This window comes from Arthrobacter caoxuetaonis (genome assembly GCF_023921125.1).
Lineage (GTDB): Bacteria > Actinomycetota > Actinomycetes > Actinomycetales > Micrococcaceae > Arthrobacter_B > Arthrobacter_B caoxuetaonis.
Map to the genome: position 1 here is coordinate 3,376,186 of NZ_CP099466.1, position 15,976 is coordinate 3,392,161.

The following is a 15,976-nucleotide window of genomic DNA, read 5'->3' on the forward strand; positions in this document are numbered from 1 at the left end:
CCGTCACCGCACGGTGGCTTCCGCGTAACACGTGTGCCGTGTGGCACAGTATGTGCCATGGAAACCAGCACAGCAGACCTCTATGACGAACACGGCGAGGCACTGGCTTCGGTGTCCCTGCAGTTCCAGGACCTCGGCGGACACACCCGGTTTACCGGCCCGGTCCGCACCATCCGCTGCCTGGAGGACAACGGACTGGTGAAGTCCACGCTGAACTCCCCGGGAAACGGCGCTGTGCTGGTGGTTGACGGCGGCGGGTCGCTGAACACCGCCCTGATGGGGGACATGATTGCGGAGGCCGCCGTCGCAAACGGCTGGGCCGGCGTCGTCATTAACGGACCCATCCGCGACCGGGCCGCCGTTGCCAAGCTTCCCCTGGGCGTGAAGGCGCTCGGCTCCAACCCGCGCAAGAGCGCGAAGGACTCCGTTGGCGAAGTGGACGTTCCCGTGGAGTTCGGCGGCGTGATGTTCCGCCCCGGCGCTGTCCTGTACGCCGATGAAGACGGCATCCTGGTTGAACGCTAGGAGCCGGACGTGTCCCATGTCCTGCTGTTCCACCACGAACTCGGGCTGACCCCGGGAATGGATGCGGTGGCGGACCTGCTGCGGGACGCCGGCCATACTGTCACCGCTCCGGACCTGTATGACGGACGCACGTTCGGCAGCCTCGAAACGGGCCGGGCATACGCCGAAGAAATCGGCTTCGACGTCATCGAGTCCCTGGGCGTACGGATCGCCGAACGGCTGCCGGCCGATCTTGTCTATGTGGGGTTTTCCCTCGGGGTGATGCCTGCACAGCGCCTGGCCCAGACCCGCGCCGGTGCCCGCGCTGCGGTGCTGGTCAGCGGCTGCGTTCCTCCGGGCACCTACGCTGACGCCTGGCCCGCGGGTGTACCGCTGCAGATCCACGCCATGGCGGAGGACCCGGTCTTCGTGGAAGAAGGCGACCTCGACGCCGCCGTGAACCTGGTCGATTCCGTCTTTACGGAGTCAGGCGGCTCCTGGGGCGGGGGAAACTCGGTCGACGCCGCGGCCGTCAAGCTCATCCTCTATCCGGGCAGCTCCCATTTCTTCGCCGACATCAGCTCCCCGGACTACGACGAAGACTACGCGCACGCCCTGACCGGAAGTGTGCTGGAGCTGCTGGCTGGCCTGGACGGCTGACCGGGTCCGCGCCGGCGTCCTGCTGCCCGGGCGGCCGGACCCCCTGCGGCCTGGATCCATCCATTGCTGCGATAACGCTGCTTAGAGGTACTCCCCTACATCCTTTGCTGCAGTAACGCCGCTTTCAGGGTCCGACAACAACGTTATTGCAGCAATGAATGGCCGACCCCCTTCCATAGCTGCGTTATTGCAGCAACAGAGGACCGGAAACCAGAGCTCACGGCAAGGCGGCGGCGCCGGCTCAGGGGCTTCCAGCACTCGGCCCACATCTTGACTGCCGGCGCCCTGGCCCCCTCAAGCGTCAACACCCATTAAAGATCCGCAGTCCGCACCCTAAGGGCACGGACTGCGGCTTCCTGCGTTCGGAAGGCTAGGCGTTCCAGAGACCGTACGAGTCGGCCAGCGAGGAAATCTTCTGGGCACGCGCCAGCCGCGGCAGGTAGGACCCATCGCCGACGACGGCGCCGGCAGCGTGCGCGTCCAGCAGTTCGTGCGCCCAGACAATCTCGGACTCACTGGGCGAGAGCCCCTTGTTAATGGTGTCCGCAGCTTCGGGCATCAGGCAGAGTTTGCCGGTCATGCCCATGGAGGCCGTGACCTTGCACGCGTCCAGCAGCTTTTCGCCGAGGGTTCCGGGCGTCGGTCCGTCGATCGGGCCCGGCAGCTGCCCCACGCGGGAGGCCACCACCAGCTTGGAGCGGGCATAGGCCAGCGCCATCGGATCATCGGAGGCGCCGGTGTCGCGGCGGAAGTCGCCCACGCCGAAGGCGAGCCGGAAGGTGCCCGGGGCGCTGGCGATCGCCGTCGCATTTTCGATGCCCAGGGCCGATTCGACCAGGGCGAGCACCGGAGTGCCGGCCTGCAGCCGCATCGCCGTGTGGGTTACCTGCTCAGGCTTCTCGGTCATGGCCAGCATGACGCCGCGCAGGCCCGGTGCCTTGGAGAGCGCCGCGAGATCGTCGGCCCAGTATTCGGTCTCGATGCCGTTGACACGCACCCAGGCCGTCATGCCCGTGGAGAGCGCCTCCACGACCCGTTCCCGCGCCTCTGCCTTGCCGGCGGCTGGTACGGCGTCCTCCATGTCGAAGACGACCGAGTCGGCTTCCGATGCCAGGGCGGGCGCAAAATTCGCTTCGTCCGCGGCGGAGGCCAGGAGCCAGGAGCGGGAAAGTTTCGCGGGCAGCGCCGCAGCGCGGCTGTTACGGAATGGGGCCATGGAATGAGCCTACTTTCCCGCCCCGGCGTTATCCCAACGGGGGCAGTATGCATGTGACAACGATTACTTCACTTCAGGTTGGTTCTGTTCCTGCCCCGGTGTGACGACGGCGATTTCCTGGCCCTCCGCGTCGAGCAGTTTCCCGTCCTTGATGTGGTCCCCTTCCCGGAGCATCCGCAGCTGCTCGGTGCGGATGACCCGCACCGGCGCTTCCGCGAAGACACTGGGATCCTCGGGGTTGCCGGCCTTGATGTGGTTGAAAAGGATGTTGAGCAGGATCGCCATGACGGCGGCGGAACTGATGCCGGAGTGGAAGATGGTGCTGAACCAGGACGGGAACTGGTCGTAGAACGCCGGTGCCGCGATGGGGATCATACCGAAGCCGATCGAGGCTGCGACGATGATCAGGTTCATGTTGTTCTTGTAGTCCACCTTCGCCAGGGTGCGGATTCCGCTGGCGGCAACCGTGCCGAACAGGACGATTCCGGCGCCGCCGAGGACCGGCGTCGGCACCGCGGCAACAACCCGGCCCAGGACCGGCAGCAGGCCCAGGATCACCAGGATCAGGCCGCCGGCGCTGACCACAAAGCGGCTCTTGACTCCGGTGATCGCCACCAGGCCGACGTTCTGGGCGAACGCGCTCTGGGTGAAGGAGTTGAAAACCGGCGAGAGGGCGCTGGAGAGCATGTCCGCCCGCAGCCCGTTGGCAATCCGCTTGGAATCGACCTTCGTGTCCACGATTTCGCCGACCGCGAGGATGTCCGCCGTCGTTTCCGTCAGTGTCACGAGGATGACGATGCACATCGAGATGATGGCCGCGACCTCGAACGTCGGCATGCCGAACGCAAACGGGGTGGGCAGGGCGAAGACCGGCCCCTCCCCGACGCCGGAGAAGTCGGCTTTGCCAATGACGACGGCGAACAGCGTGCCGAACACGATCGCAAGGAGGATGGACAGCCGCGAGATGGTGCCGCTGCCGAGCTTGCTGAGCAGCAGTACGGCCGCCAGAGTCAGGGCGGCCAGCCCAATGTTGGACACACTGCCGTAGTCCTCGGCCTGGGCGCTGCCGCCCATCGCCCAGTTCGCGGCTACCGGCATCAGCGTGAGGCCGATCGTGGTGATCACGACGCCGTTGACCACCGGCGGGAAGAAGCGGATGACTTTGGCGAAGATCGGGGTGATCAGCAGGCCGATGACCGATGCGGCTATCACGGCACCGAAGACCGCCTGGATACCTCCGCCCCCGCTGAGGATGGCCGTCATGGTGGCCACGCCGGCGAAGGAAACACCCTGGACCAGCGGAAGCTGGGACCCGAAGAACGGAACCCCGAGAGTCTGCAGCAGCGTTGCCGCACCTCCGACAAAAAGGCAGGCGGCGATCAGCAGGCCGATGTCCGCCGAGTCCATCCCCGCTGCCGAACCGATGATCAGCGGCGGAGCGATGATTCCGCCGTACATGGTCAGCACGTGCTGGAACCCGTAGGCGAAGGTGCTCCCCAGCGGCAGGACTTCATCTTCCGGCCGGGCCGGCTTCCCGCCCCGGCCCGACGGCTTCCCGGCCTCGGCGTTACGGCGGCGCATCAGCAGAATCCTGCAATCGTGTTCCACACCGGACTGGTCCCGGTGCTGCCTTCGCGCTGGACCGCAGCTTCAATCAGCCCGTACGGGCGGTCCGCGGCGAAAAACACCTCGCCCGGGTTGTCCAGGCCAAACGGCTCAAGGTCTACGAGGAAGTGGTGGTTGTTCGGCAGCGAGAGCCGGACCTCTTCGATTTCCGGATGGGCAGCCAGCACGGCCTTGCCCATCTCGAACATGGTCTGCTGCAGCGCCAGGGAATGCGTGTTCGCGAAAGCGTCCAGCATCAGCTGCCGCACGGAGGCGTAGGAAGCATTGAAGTCGATGCCGTCCACCGAGCCGTAGCGCCATTTGGCGCTGACGTCGGTCGCCAGGATCCGGTCCGTTGTCTCGCCGAGGGTGGTGTAGCGGTCCCGCGGAAAGCCATGGAACTCCGAGCCCGTGGTCTTCAGGACGGTGAGGCCGGAGATACCGGCCACCAGGTGCCGGCCGGAACCTTCGGCCAGCAGGACTGCGGTACGGACTTCGCTCTTGTCTTTGGCGAAGGCATGGTCGTGGTCGCTGATCCGGTTCCAGAAGTACTGCTCGGCGGCCCAGCGTCCGCCGCTCACCCAGTCGAATCCGGAGGTGAAGTGCTCGGCGAGCCGGAGCAGGAAGGCCTCCGGAGAGCTGACCCCGTCGCGGGCGAAGGCATAGATGGTGTTCTTCTGGGTGTCCGTGGCGACGACGTGGGCGTTGTTGCCCTCCGTGTGCGCGGCTTCAAAATCGCCGTGGAGCTGCGACGTGACGCTGAGGTCTTCGATGCTGTGCCTGGCCGTGTCACGGGTGACCTTCACGAGCCGGACCTCGGCTTTGCCGTACTGGTTGGGTCCGAGCACGATTCGGGCAGTTTCCGCTCCGCCGGCTCCGGCAGTGTGCGTTGTTGAGGTCATGGCTCAGCTTCCTCGGTAGGTGGAATAGGCGAACGGGCTCAGCAAAAGGGGCACGTGGTAGTGCTCCCCGGTGTCCGCCACGACGAACGTCAGTGCGACGGAAGGAAAAAACGACGGCGTTCCGGAGGCTTCGAAGTAGGGTCCGGTCGCGAATTCGATCCGGTAGGTCCCGCCCTGGAGCCGCTCGGGCCCCAGATTCGTGATCCGCCCGTCGCTGTCAGTGACGCCGACGGCGAGCTCCCGCCAGTCGAGTTCTCCCAGGACCTGCAGCGATGCATGGACCCCCTGGGCCGGGCGGCCCGCGGCTGTATCCAGGACGTGGGTGGTGATCTGGCTTGTCATGGCGTTAGGAGCCCTTCCAGTCGGAGGATGGCGATTTCGCGCAGCTGGGAGGCGGTGACCTCGAGTTCGTCCTCGGCGGTGTTGTCCAGGCGCTCGGACAGGGCGGCCAGGATTTCCTCGGCGCTGCGTCCAGCGGCCCGGATCAGGAAGACCCGGCCGAAGCGTTCCTCATAGGCACGGTTTCCGGCCAGGAGCCGCTCCTGGACGTCCGCGGCAGTGGAGACACCGGCCTGCTCGCTGCGGGACATCCTGGCTTCGCTGCCGCTGCCGGCGGCCTTTTCACCGATGCGCGGATGGTGGGCCAGGGCTCCGTCGATCTCTGCTTCGGTCCAGTCGGGGGCTGCCAGTTCCGCGAAGGAGAGCAGTTCTGCCGGCGTCGCGAAGGGACGGGCGAAGGAGATTTCGGAAGCCCACCGGGGAATGTCCACGCAGGGTTTCAGGAGCGCCTGTGCCTCCTCGAAGGAAGCGGCGTTGAAGGCCGCCAGGAAGTCCTGGGAAGACTGTGGGTGCACGGGTGTCAGCTTTCAGTTGGGACCGGCTCCCCCGGCGCTGAACACCCTTGACCATCGGCAGGCGCCGACTTGATTCGATGTTTCCGGAGGAGTTTCTGTAATGCGGAATTTCTATTTCGAACAGTTTGGATTCTTATTTAGTCCCATGTCAAGGGTTAGGGCGGCACGGGAATCATTCAATCTGCGCCACGTTTCGTTCAGGTAAATTCCCTGCCCGGTGCGGGATATTTTGCCGCAGGGTATTGTCCGCACGTGGATTCTGTTGAATAATTCGCCGGCCGCCCTCACCCTCTTACCCGCCGGCGACGAGCCGCCGTGCCGCTTCGGAATGCCGCGCCGTGAGCGCCGCCAGGTCCAGTCCGGCGATCTCGCCGTCGAGCACCCGCCACTGCCCGCCCACCATGACCCGGTCCGCGCGGTCCGCCCCGCAGAGCAGCAGGGCCGAGAGCGGGTCATGGGACCCGGAGAAGCGCAGGTCGTCCAGCCGGAAGAGGGCCAGGTCCGCCTGCCGGCCCGGGGCGAGTTCGCCAATATCGGTGCGTCCGAGCGCCCGGGCCGACCCCTTGGTCGCCCAGCCCAGTGCGCGTTCGGGCGTGATGGCCTCGGCACCGTACCGCAGGCGCTGCAGGTAGAGCGCCTGCCGTGCTTCCAGGATCAGGTTGGAGGCGTCGTTGGAGGCCGAACCGTCAACGCCCAGTCCCACCGGCGCTCCGGCGTCCTCCAGTTCGGCCATCCGGCCGATGCCGGAAGCAAGGCGCATGTTCGACGTCGGACAATGCGCGACGGCGGTGCCCGCGGCGCCCAGCCGTGCAATTTCCTCGTCGTTGAAGTGCACGCCGTGGGCCAGCCAGGTCCGGTTCCCCAGCCAGCCGACGCTGTCCAGGTAGTCCACGGTCCGCAGCCCGAACATGTCCAGGCAGAAGGCTTCCTCGTCCATGGTTTCGGCCAGATGGGTGTGCAGCCGCACGTCATGCTGCTCGGCGAGCGCGGCGCTGTCCTTCATGATCTGCCGGGTGACGGAGAACGGCGAGCAAGGGGCCAGGCCGATCTGGATGACGGCGCCGTCCCCGCGCTCGTGATAGGTGCCGATCAGCCGTTCGCTGTCCGCCAGGATGACCTCCGGAGCCTGGACCGTCTGCCGCGGCGGCAGGCCGCCGTCGTCCTCCCCCAGCGTCATGGAACCCCGGGTGAGCATGGCGCGCATGCCCAGCTGGCGGACAACCGAAACCTGCACGTCGATTGCGTCGCGGAGTCCGTCCGGGAAGAGGTAATGATGGTCCGCCGCAGTGGTGCAGCCCGAGCGCAGCAGCTCTGCCAGCGCCACCGTCGTCGCCAGTTCCAGATCTTCCGCGGAGAGCCTGGCCCACACCGGGTAGAGGTTCTTCAGCCAGGGGAAGAGCGGCGTGTTGACCACCGGCGCCCAGGCGCGCGTGAGCGTTTGGTAAAAGTGGTGGTGCGTGTTGATGAGTCCGGGCAGCAGGACGTGCCCAGAGGCGTCAAAGACCTCCGAAACGGGAGCGGACGGCTGCTCGCCGGCCGCCAGGACCTCGGCGATCCGGCCGTCTTCTATGACCAGGCCGCCGGCGCCGTCGAGGTCATTGGCAGTAAACGCAGCGAGGGGATTCTGGATCCAAAGGCGGCTTGGTGCGGGCGCATGGTTCATGGGCGGGTCCTTTGCGGTGAATGCCGCGTGGGACGCCGTGCAGGTGCGGGCGCGCCAGGGGCGGCCAGCTCAGTGCGGCTTGTCTGCTGATCCAAGAAGTCCGGTGGGATCCGGTCCTTCGCGCCAGCGTAGGACGGCGCCGGGAAGGCGGTCAAGAATGTTTCCTGCACCATTTCCGGACAATACGCGGCGGCATGGCGTGACCGTGGTAGGCTCCTTTCCAATTCGGGCCCGAATTGCCTGTTTTGTTTAGCTATGCAATTCGGCTGCCCGGCGAGAAGATAAGAATTGGATTCGCGGATTTAAGGCCCACCGGTGTCTGTACCCGGTGGGGAACTCACCGCTTGGTTGCTGGATTGGCCGGTGGCGGTGCCGCCGGTCTGCCGCTGAAGGGCAGGGTGCCGTGCTGGATCACTGGGACGACGTTGTCAGCGCCCTGGGCCGGGGAACCCCATGCGCCGCAGCCACCATCATCCGGACCTCCGGCTCTGTCCCGCGCCCGGCCGGGACCTCCATGGTGGTGGCGGCCGACGGCGGTGTGCTGGGATCGCTGACCGGCGGCTGCGTGGAGGCAGCCGTACTGGAGTCGGCGCTGGAAGCCATCGCTGACGGAAAACCCCGGACAGAATCCTTCGGTTACAGCGACGGCGATGCCTTCGCCGTCGGCCTCAGCTGCGGCGGCAGCCTCGACGTCCACATTCTGCCGCTGGCTCCCGGCAGCCTTCCGGACGGACCGGTTCCTTCCGCAGTGCTGCGCCGGCTCGACGGCGGGGCGCACCTTCCGCTGCCCGTGGCAACGGGTGAGGACCTTCGGAACGCCCTGGAGGCCCTGCTTCCCGGGGCAGGGTCATCGGTGCCGGACCAGCTGGCAGGCATGCTGGCTGCCGGCCAGACCGGCACCCTTCCGCTGGCGGACGGCGAGTGCGGCCAGGCGGCAGCACTGTTCCTGGAATGCCGGGCCGCTGCCCCGACGCTGCTCCTGCTTGGAGCCAACGACTACTCGGCAGCCCTGTCCCGGATGGGCGCCCTGCTGGGCTACCGGGTCACGGTTGCCGACGGGCGGCCCGCCTTCACGGATCCGCGGCGCTTTCCGGAGGCCGACGCCGTCGTCGTGCAGTGGCCGGATGCCCTGGTCCGCGCCGAGCAGGAAGCGGGCCGGCTGGATGCCCGTTCGGTCATCTGCCTGCTCAGCCACGATGCCAAATTCGACGTCCCGGCACTTGCGGCAGCCCTGCAGTCCGGGGCGGGATATGTCGGGGCCATGGGATCACGCCGCACGCACCGGCACCGGCTGCGGGCCCTGCGGAACGCCGGTGTCCCGGAGGCAGCCCTGGCGCGGCTGCACTCGCCCATCGGGCTGGACATCGGCGCGGTAACGCCCGCGGAAGTCGCCTTATCGGTGTTCGCGGAAGTGACAGCCGCCCGCAGCGCCGCCAGCGGAATGCCGCTGCGCGGGCTCAGCGGGCCCATCCATTCCCCGACCCGCCTTCTCAACCACCTCACGGCCAGCTAGGAGATCCCCGCACGTGGACATGAATACCATTCAAGACCTGGTGCCCACGGCCCAGCCCTCCGACTGGCGTCCGGGAGATGCCTGGCTGGCCGGAGGGACCGTACTGTTCTCCTACGGCAGCTCCACCCTGCAGCGGCTGCTGGACATTACCCAGGGCGGGTGGGAGCCGCTGACCGCCTCCGCGGAGGGGCTGGAGATCGCCGCGACCTGCACCATCGCCGAGCTCTACGCCTTCGCCGGCGAACTGCCCCCCGCCGCCTCCGAATGGACGTCCCTCGCTGCGGTTCGCCCGTGCTGTGAGGCGTTTGTCGCCTCCTTCAAGGTCTGGAATGTCTCCACGGTGGGCGGAAATGTCTGCACTGCACTGCCGGCCGGCCCCATGATCGCACTGACTGCGGCCCTGGATGGCCAGGCCCTGGTGCTTTCTCCGGACGGCTCCAGCCGCACCCTGCCCGTCACGGAAATGGTGACCGGCGACGGTGAGACCGCCCTGGCACCCGGGGAACTGCTGCGCAGCATGACGCTCCCCGCGCAGGCGCTGAGCTCGCGGACTGCCTTCCGCCGGCTGTCCCTGTCCAACCTCGGGCGCTCCGGCGTCCTGGTGATCGGACGCCTTGACCCGGACGGAACGTTCGTCCTCACCGTTACCGCGTCCACCGTGCGTCCGGTCCAGCTGCGCTTCGGCGCCCTGCCGGACCAGGCTGAACTCCGCGCGGCGCTCGATGACGCCATTCCGTTCACCCTCTACCACGACGACGTTCACGGCCTGCCGCAATGGCGCCAGTACATGACCGAACGGCTAAGCGAAGAAATCCGGGCCGAACTTGCCGGAGAAACGGAGGCAGGGCAGTGACGTATTCGGTCAACGGCCGGGACATCCCCGCCGAACCCGCCCCCGGACAGTGCCTGCGCACCTTCCTCCGCGAAGCCGGGAACACCGGCGTGAAAAAGGGGTGCGACGCCGGGGACTGCGGTGCCTGCACGGTCCACGTGGACGGGGTGCCGGTCCACAGCTGCATCTATCCCGCCCGCCGGGCCGAAGGCCGCGAGGTCACCACGATTGAGGGACTGGCCGACGGCGGCACGCTGCACCCGATGCAGCAGCAGTTCCTCGACGCGCAGGGTTTCCAGTGCGGATTCTGCACCGCGGGCATGGTGATGACCGCCGCCGCCTTCGGACCGGAGGAACTCGGGAACCTGCCGCGGGCGCTGAAGGGCAACCTGTGCCGGTGCACCGGCTACCGGGCCATCGAGGACGCCGTGCTGGGCCGGCAGAACATCTGCGGCTCATCCGAGGGCTGCGGTGCTGCCTGCGGTGCCGGCGCTGCCGAGGCCCCGGCCGCCGTCGGGCACAACATTCCGGCACCGGCAGGCCCGGCGATCGTCACGGGCGCCGCCCGCTACACGCTGGACCTCCCGCCCGAGCCCCTCCCCGGCCTGCTGCACCTGAAGCTGGCACGCTCCCCGCACGCGCATGCCCGGATCCTCTCGATCGACACGTCCGCTGCCCTGGCGGTTCCCGGGGTGGAGGCCGTGTTCACGCACGATGACGCTCCCCTCCAGCGCTTCTCCTCCGCCCAGCACGAACTGCACACCGACGACCCGGCCGATACCCGGGTATTGGACGACGTCGTCCGGTTCAAGGGCCAGCGGGTCGCCGCCGTCGCAGGCACGTCCGTGGCCGCGGCGGAAGCCGGCGTCCGCGCCCTCAAGGTGGAATATGAGGTGCTGCCGGCCGTCTTCGAGCCCGACGACGCCCTGGCGCCGGACGCGCCGCTGCTGCACGCCGCAGCTGCGGCCGAGACCGGCGTCGGAACGCCGGCGGCAACCAACATCGTGGCCGAGCTGCATTCGGTCATCGGGGACCCCGAGGCCGGATTCGCCGGAGCGGCCGCCGTCCACGAGGGCACGTACTACTCCCAGCGGCTGCAGCACGTTGCCCTGGAGACCCATGCCGCCATTGCCTCGTTCGACGAGGACGGCCGACTGGTCGTGCGCACCTCCACCCAGGTGCCATTCCTGGTCAAGCGCACGCTGTGCCGGGTGTTCGACCTGCCCGAAGACAAGGTCCGGGTGGTCTCCGGCCGCGTCGGCGGCGGCTTTGGCGGCAAGCAGGAAGTGCTGGTCGAGGACATCGTGGTGCTCGCTGCCCTGCGGCTTGGCCGGCCGGTGCAGCTCGAACTCACCCGTGAGGAACAGTTCACCGCCACCACCACGCGCCACCCCTTCCGGGTGAAAGTCCGTGCGGGCGCGGATGCTGCTGGGAACCTCACCGCCCTGGCAGTCGACGTCACCACCAACACCGGTGCGTACGGCAACCACGGCCCCGGTGTGATGTTCCACGGCTGCGGCGAATCAATGGCCGTCTACCGGTGTGCCAACAAGCAGGTCGATGCGCGCGCCGTCTACACCAATAACCTTCCGGCCGGTGCGTTCCGGGGTTATGGCCTGAGCCAGATGATCTTCGCGATTGAATCCGCGCTGGACGAACTAGCCCGTTCCCTGGAGCTGGATCCGCTCGATTTCAAGCAGCGGAACCTGGTGGTGGAAGGCGATCCCATGATCTCCACGTCCCCGGAACCCGCCGAAGACGTGCTCTACGGCAGCTACGGACTCCAGGAATGCGTGGACCTGGTCCGCGGTGCGCTCGACGCCGGCGCCCGGGATCCGGAACGGTCCGGGCAGTCGCTGGGCGGGGACTGGCTGGTTGGCACGGGCACCGCCGTCGCCATGATCGACACCGTGCCGCCGCGCGGACACGTGTCCCATGCCCGGATCTCGCTGCGGCCGGACGGGCGGTACGGGCTCGACGTCGGCACCGCGGAATTCGGCAACGGCACCACCACCGTCCATACCCAGCTGGCCGGCAGCGCCCTGTCCACGGATCCGGGCAACATTGTCATCCGGCAGTCCGATACCGACCTGGTGGACCACGACACCGGCGCCTACGGCTCCACCGGCACCGTGGTCGCCGGGAAAGCCTCGCTTGCCGCCGCCACGGAACTGGCGGCGCGGCTGAAGGGCTTCGCCGCGTCACTTTTCCGGAACACGTCGGCGCAGGTGGCGCTGGAATCGGATGCCGTGGTGTGCGGCGAGGAGCGTGTTCCCCTGGCCGAGGTCTACCTGCGGGCGCAGGAAGCCGGCGTTGAGCTGGCGGCCGAGGGCCGCTGGGGCGGCACTCCGCGGTCGGTGGCGTTCAACGTCCAGGGTTTCCGGGTGGCAGTAGACCCCGGGTCCGGCGAGATCCGCATCCTGCAGAGCGTGCAGGCAGCCGATGCCGGCGTGGTCATGAACCCGATGCAGTGCCGCGGCCAGGTGGAAGGCGGCGTGGCGCAGGCCCTGGGCGCTGCCCTGTATGAGGAAGTGCAGATTGATGAGTCGGGCCAGGTGCAGACCCGCATCCTGCGGCAGTACCACATACCCACTTTCGCCGACATACCCCGCACGGACGTGTACTTCGCATCCACGGATGATGCGCTGGGCCCCATGGGCGCGAAGTCCATGAGTGAGAGTCCGTTCAATCCGGTGGCTCCGGCGCTGGCAAGCGCCCTCCGGGATGCCACCGGACTGCGCCTGAACCGGCTCCCGTTCGCCCGGGACCGGGTGTACCTGGCGCTGCGGGAAGCGGGCTGGCCGGCGAAGGTCTCCGCCGCACGATAGTTCTGGTTGCACGGTCGCTCTGGTTACACGGGAGCTCTGGTTGCACCCAGTGCAACGATGCACCTAGTGTAGGAGTGTGCTTGACGCCGGATCTCCTCCAGACCGCCGTGCCGCCCTGAAGGGCAGGCACCGGCAGGCCATTGTGGACGCCTGTGCAGGCCTGCTGACAGAGCGGAGGGGAACGGACTTCTCCGTGGATGAGCTCGCGCAGCGCGCAGATGTCTCCCGCCGCACGGTCTTCAACCACTTCGCTTCCCTGGACGACGTTGTGCTGGAAGTCGGCACCGGCGTCGTCGCTTCCGCCCTGGTTTTGCCCGGCGGCAGGGCCCCGGAGGGCTACTCGCCGCTGGACGACCTGGTGGACCTCGTGAGCTCACCCCGCTTCATCGAAGCGGTCTCCTACCTGACACGTGTCCTGGGCCGGGCCGACAACCGGTCCTCACCCGAGCAGGCCATCATGGCCTTCCGCTCCGTGACCATGGCCAGCGACCAGGTCATGGCTTCCCTGGCCACCCGGCACCCGGAGTCCAACCCGGAGGATATCCAGCTCCTGGTCGGCACCTTCGCGGGCGGCGTCAGCGTGCTCTACGAACTCTGGTGTGCCCAAACCGGAGCCGTAGACACTCCTGAATCCCGTGGTGCCTGGCTGGAACTCCTGCAGCGCCTCGTCGCTGCCCTCCGCAGCGGAAACCTCGCCGGCACTCCCCCGGGCACCTCCTAGAACTTCACTCCCGGCGGCTCACCCCGCCACCTTCGTCCGCAGCAGATTTTCGTTTTTCGACAAGGACCACACATGGCTGAATTCCTATACCGCCTCGGACAGGCCGCCGCCAGGCACGCCCGCTCCGTCCTAGCGCTGTGGATCGGGGTGCTGGCCATCTGCGGAATCTCCTTCGCACTCTTCGGCGGCACTCTCTCCACCGCAATCTCGATTCCGAACACGCCGACCACCCAGGTCACCGACCGGCTGCAGCAGGAACTGCCGGAGGCGTCCGGCGGCTCCGGCTCGGTGGTCTTCCAGACCGAGGACGGCGCGGAGTTCACCCCCGAACAGCGGGACGCCATTGCTGCCTTGGTTGAGGACGCCAAGGGCGTGGACGGCGTGGAAAACGCCGTGGATCCCTTCGCCACCGAAGCCCAGCGCGAAGAGCAGGCCCGCCAGCTCTCCGAGGGCCAGGCGCAGCTGGATGCCGGCCGCACCCAGATCGAGGCGGCCCGCGCAGAACTTGACGCCGGCCAGGCGCAGCTCGACGCGGCGCGCGCCCAGGCCGAAGCCGCCGGCATGCTGGCCATGGCGCAGCCCCAGCTGGATGCCCAGCAGGCCCAGCTCGATGCCGGCCGCGCGGAACTCGAAGCGCAGGCGGCCGCGGCCGAAGAGAAGGCACCGCAGCTGGAACAGGGAGCCGCCCTGCTGGACATGGCCTCCAACATCCGGATGGTGTCGGAAGACGGCAGCACAGCGATCCTGACCGTGGTCTTCGAGGACCCCCAGATGGAGGTCACACAGGAGACGAAGGACGCCCTGGTGGCCGTCTTTGAAGACGCACCGGTCGACGGCGTCACCACTGACTTCTCCACCGACATCGCCCAGGGCATCCCCAGCATCGTGGGCATCGGCGAGGTTGTTGGCCTGGTCGTAGCCGCCATCGTGCTGGTCGTTATGCTCGGCACCTTCGTCGGCGCCGGCCTGCCGCTCATTTCTGCACTGATCGGCGTCGGAATCGGCGCCCTCGGCGCATTGGCATTCTCCGGCGTCGTCGAAATGATTTCCGTGACGCCCGTGCTCGGCCTGATGCTGGGCCTCGCGGTGGGCATCGACTACACCCTCTTCATCGTCAACCGGCACCGCCGCCAGCTGAAGCAGGGCTATGACCTCGAGGAGTCCATCGCCCTGGCCAACGGCACCTCCGGCAACGCCGTCGTCTTCGCCGGCGCCACGGTGCTGATCGCCCTGCTGGCCCTGAACATCACCGGCATTCCCTTCCTTGGCCTGATGGGCACAGTCGGTGCTGCCTGCATCGCCATCGCGGTCATGATCGCCGTGACGCTGACCCCGGCGATGCTGAAGCTCGTCGGCATGCGGATCCTCAGCAAGAAGGAACGCGCGTCGAGCACCGCTGCGGCTGAGGCCCCCCGGCCCGCAACAGCCCCCGTGAAGCCTATGTCCACTGTGACCGCCGTACTCACCGCACTGGTATCGATTGCTGCCCTGCTGTTCATCGCGGTTCCGTCGCTGGACCTGCGCACCGGCCTTCCCGACGGCTCCTCCGAGGCACATGACTCCACGCAGTACCGGGCATACTCCACGCTGTCGGAGAAGTTCGGCGAAGGCCAGAACGGCACCCTGCTGGTTGTGGCAGAACTTCCGTCGGAACCGACCGAAGCCGAAGCAACCGAGATCCAGGCCGAGATCGCCGGGATCCTGTTCGAACAGGACGGCGTTTCCGCAGTAGCCCCGATCGGCTCATCGGAGGACGGCAGCACCGTCGCGTTCCAGGTTGTTCCGGAGGAGGGGCCGACCAGCGAGTCCACCGAGAACCTGGTCCACACCCTGCGGGACATGTCTCCGCTGAACGATGAGTACGAGATCGGCGTGGCCGGCACGGCCAGCGGCAACATCGACATTTCGGACAAGCTCTCCGATGCACTGCCGATCTACCTCGGCGTTGTGGTTGGCCTGTCCCTGCTGATCCTGATCCTGGTGTTCCGGTCCATCTACGTCCCGGTCATCGCCACGCTCGGCTTCGTCCTGTCCTACTTCGCCGCGCTGGGCGGCGTCGTGGCGATCTACCAGTGGGGCTGGCTTGCCGGTGTCTTCAACGTGGAGACCCCCGGCCCGATCCTGAACTTCCTGCCAACCATCCTGGTGGGAATCCTGTTCGGGCTGGCCATGGACTACATGCTCTTCATCGGCTCCGGCATGCGTGAGGCGTACGCCCACGGCGCCCCGTCACGCGTCGCCGTCGTGCAGGGTGTCCGGGCCGGACGGGCCGTGGTCACGGCCGCCGCCATCATCATGGTTTCGGTCTTTGGCGGGTTCGTCTTCTCGCACAGTGCCATGATCCGTCCGATCGGCTTTGCCCTGGCCTTCGGCGTCCTGCTGGATGCCTTCGTGGTGCGCATGCTGCTGATCCCCGCCCTGATGCACCTGGCCGGAGACAAAGCCTGGTGGCTGCCGAAGTGGCTGGACAAGATCCTGCCGGACGTCGACGTCGAAGGCGCCTCACTGGAGCGCCGGCACCCGCACATGGACCACCGGGAACCCGAGCCCGCAAACCACGGCGGCTAACCGGTCAACTCCAAACAGCAGCTGTCCCGGCCCGGCCGGGACAGCTGCTGTTTTTATTTGGCGTGCGTCATATTCCCGCAACAAATTATGGACTCAGTCAAAGAACCCCC

Annotated in this window: 13 protein-coding genes; 7 read left to right on the forward strand and 6 right to left on the reverse strand. The window is 67.4% G+C overall.

Annotation, left to right across the window (positions count from 1 at the left end; translation table 11 throughout):
- Nucleotides 1–57 precede the first annotated feature (57 nt).
- Nucleotides 58–525, forward strand: a complete 468-nt coding sequence (rraA, locus tag NF551_RS15670; protein ID WP_227896005.1) for a ribonuclease E activity regulator RraA — start codon at nt 58–60, stop codon at nt 523–525.
- A 9-nt stretch (nt 526–534) separates the two neighbouring features.
- Nucleotides 535–1,164 carry a dienelactone hydrolase family protein gene (locus NF551_RS15675; RefSeq protein ID WP_227896006.1) on the forward strand — a complete coding sequence of 210 codons (630 nt, stop codon included), beginning with the start codon at nt 535–537 and terminating at the stop codon, nt 1,162–1,164.
- Between the two features lie 370 nt (nt 1,165–1,534).
- Here NF551_RS15675 and NF551_RS15680 read toward each other — a convergent pair whose 3' ends face one another.
- From NF551_RS15680 to NF551_RS15705, 6 genes are all read right to left on the reverse strand, one after another.
- Nucleotides 1,535–2,380, reverse strand: coding sequence for an HpcH/HpaI aldolase/citrate lyase family protein (locus tag NF551_RS15680; RefSeq protein WP_227896007.1), 846 nt, complete (start codon nt 2,378–2,380; stop codon nt 1,535–1,537).
- A gap of 63 nt (nt 2,381–2,443) precedes the next feature.
- Nucleotides 2,444–3,961 (reverse strand): nucleobase:cation symporter-2 family protein, encoded by a 1,518-nt coding sequence (locus NF551_RS15685; protein ID WP_227896008.1) that lies wholly within the window; start codon nt 3,959–3,961, stop codon nt 2,444–2,446.
- A complete protein-coding gene (gene pucL / locus NF551_RS15690; RefSeq protein WP_227896009.1) occupies nt 3,961–4,887 on the reverse strand; it encodes a factor-independent urate hydroxylase in 927 nt (308 codons plus the stop codon). Before pucL ends, NF551_RS15685 begins: the two co-directional genes overlap by 1 nt.
- Nucleotides 4,888–4,890: 3 nt before the next feature.
- Nucleotides 4,891–5,229 (reverse strand): hydroxyisourate hydrolase, encoded by a 339-nt coding sequence (gene uraH / locus NF551_RS15695; RefSeq protein WP_227896010.1) that lies wholly within the window; start codon nt 5,227–5,229, stop codon nt 4,891–4,893.
- Nucleotides 5,226–5,741 (reverse strand): 2-oxo-4-hydroxy-4-carboxy-5-ureidoimidazoline decarboxylase, encoded by a 516-nt coding sequence (gene uraD / locus NF551_RS15700; protein ID WP_227896011.1) that lies wholly within the window; start codon nt 5,739–5,741, stop codon nt 5,226–5,228. The genes uraH and uraD overlap by 4 nt, the downstream gene beginning before the upstream one ends.
- A 292-nt stretch (nt 5,742–6,033) precedes the next feature.
- Nucleotides 6,034–7,404: an 8-oxoguanine deaminase gene (locus tag NF551_RS15705; protein ID WP_227896012.1), complete on the reverse strand. Its 1,371-nt coding sequence runs from the start codon at nt 7,402–7,404 to the stop codon at nt 6,034–6,036.
- Between the two features lie 403 nt (nt 7,405–7,807).
- Here NF551_RS15705 and NF551_RS15710 point away from each other — a divergent pair, with 403 nt between their 5' ends.
- From NF551_RS15710 to NF551_RS15730, 5 genes are all read left to right on the forward strand, one after another.
- Entirely contained in the window at nt 7,808–8,917 is a 1,110-nt protein-coding gene (locus NF551_RS15710; protein ID WP_227896013.1) for an XdhC family protein, read from the forward strand.
- A 13-nt stretch (nt 8,918–8,930) separates the two neighbouring features.
- Nucleotides 8,931–9,770 carry an FAD binding domain-containing protein gene (locus NF551_RS15715; protein ID WP_227896014.1) on the forward strand — a complete coding sequence of 280 codons (840 nt, stop codon included), beginning with the start codon at nt 8,931–8,933 and terminating at the stop codon, nt 9,768–9,770.
- Nucleotides 9,767–12,577 carry a molybdopterin-dependent oxidoreductase gene (locus tag NF551_RS15720; RefSeq protein WP_227896015.1) on the forward strand — a complete coding sequence of 937 codons (2,811 nt, stop codon included), beginning with the start codon at nt 9,767–9,769 and terminating at the stop codon, nt 12,575–12,577. The genes NF551_RS15715 and NF551_RS15720 overlap by 4 nt, the downstream gene beginning before the upstream one ends.
- Before the next feature lie 76 nt (nt 12,578–12,653).
- Nucleotides 12,654–13,298 carry a TetR/AcrR family transcriptional regulator gene (locus NF551_RS15725; RefSeq protein WP_227896016.1) on the forward strand — a complete coding sequence of 215 codons (645 nt, stop codon included), beginning with the start codon at nt 12,654–12,656 and terminating at the stop codon, nt 13,296–13,298.
- A gap of 72 nt (nt 13,299–13,370) precedes the next feature.
- The gene (locus NF551_RS15730; RefSeq protein WP_227896017.1) at nt 13,371–15,866 is read left to right on the forward strand and encodes an MMPL family transporter; all 2,496 of its coding nucleotides are present in this window, start codon (nt 13,371–13,373) and stop codon (nt 15,864–15,866) included.
- Nucleotides 15,867–15,976: the final 110 nt, after the last annotated feature.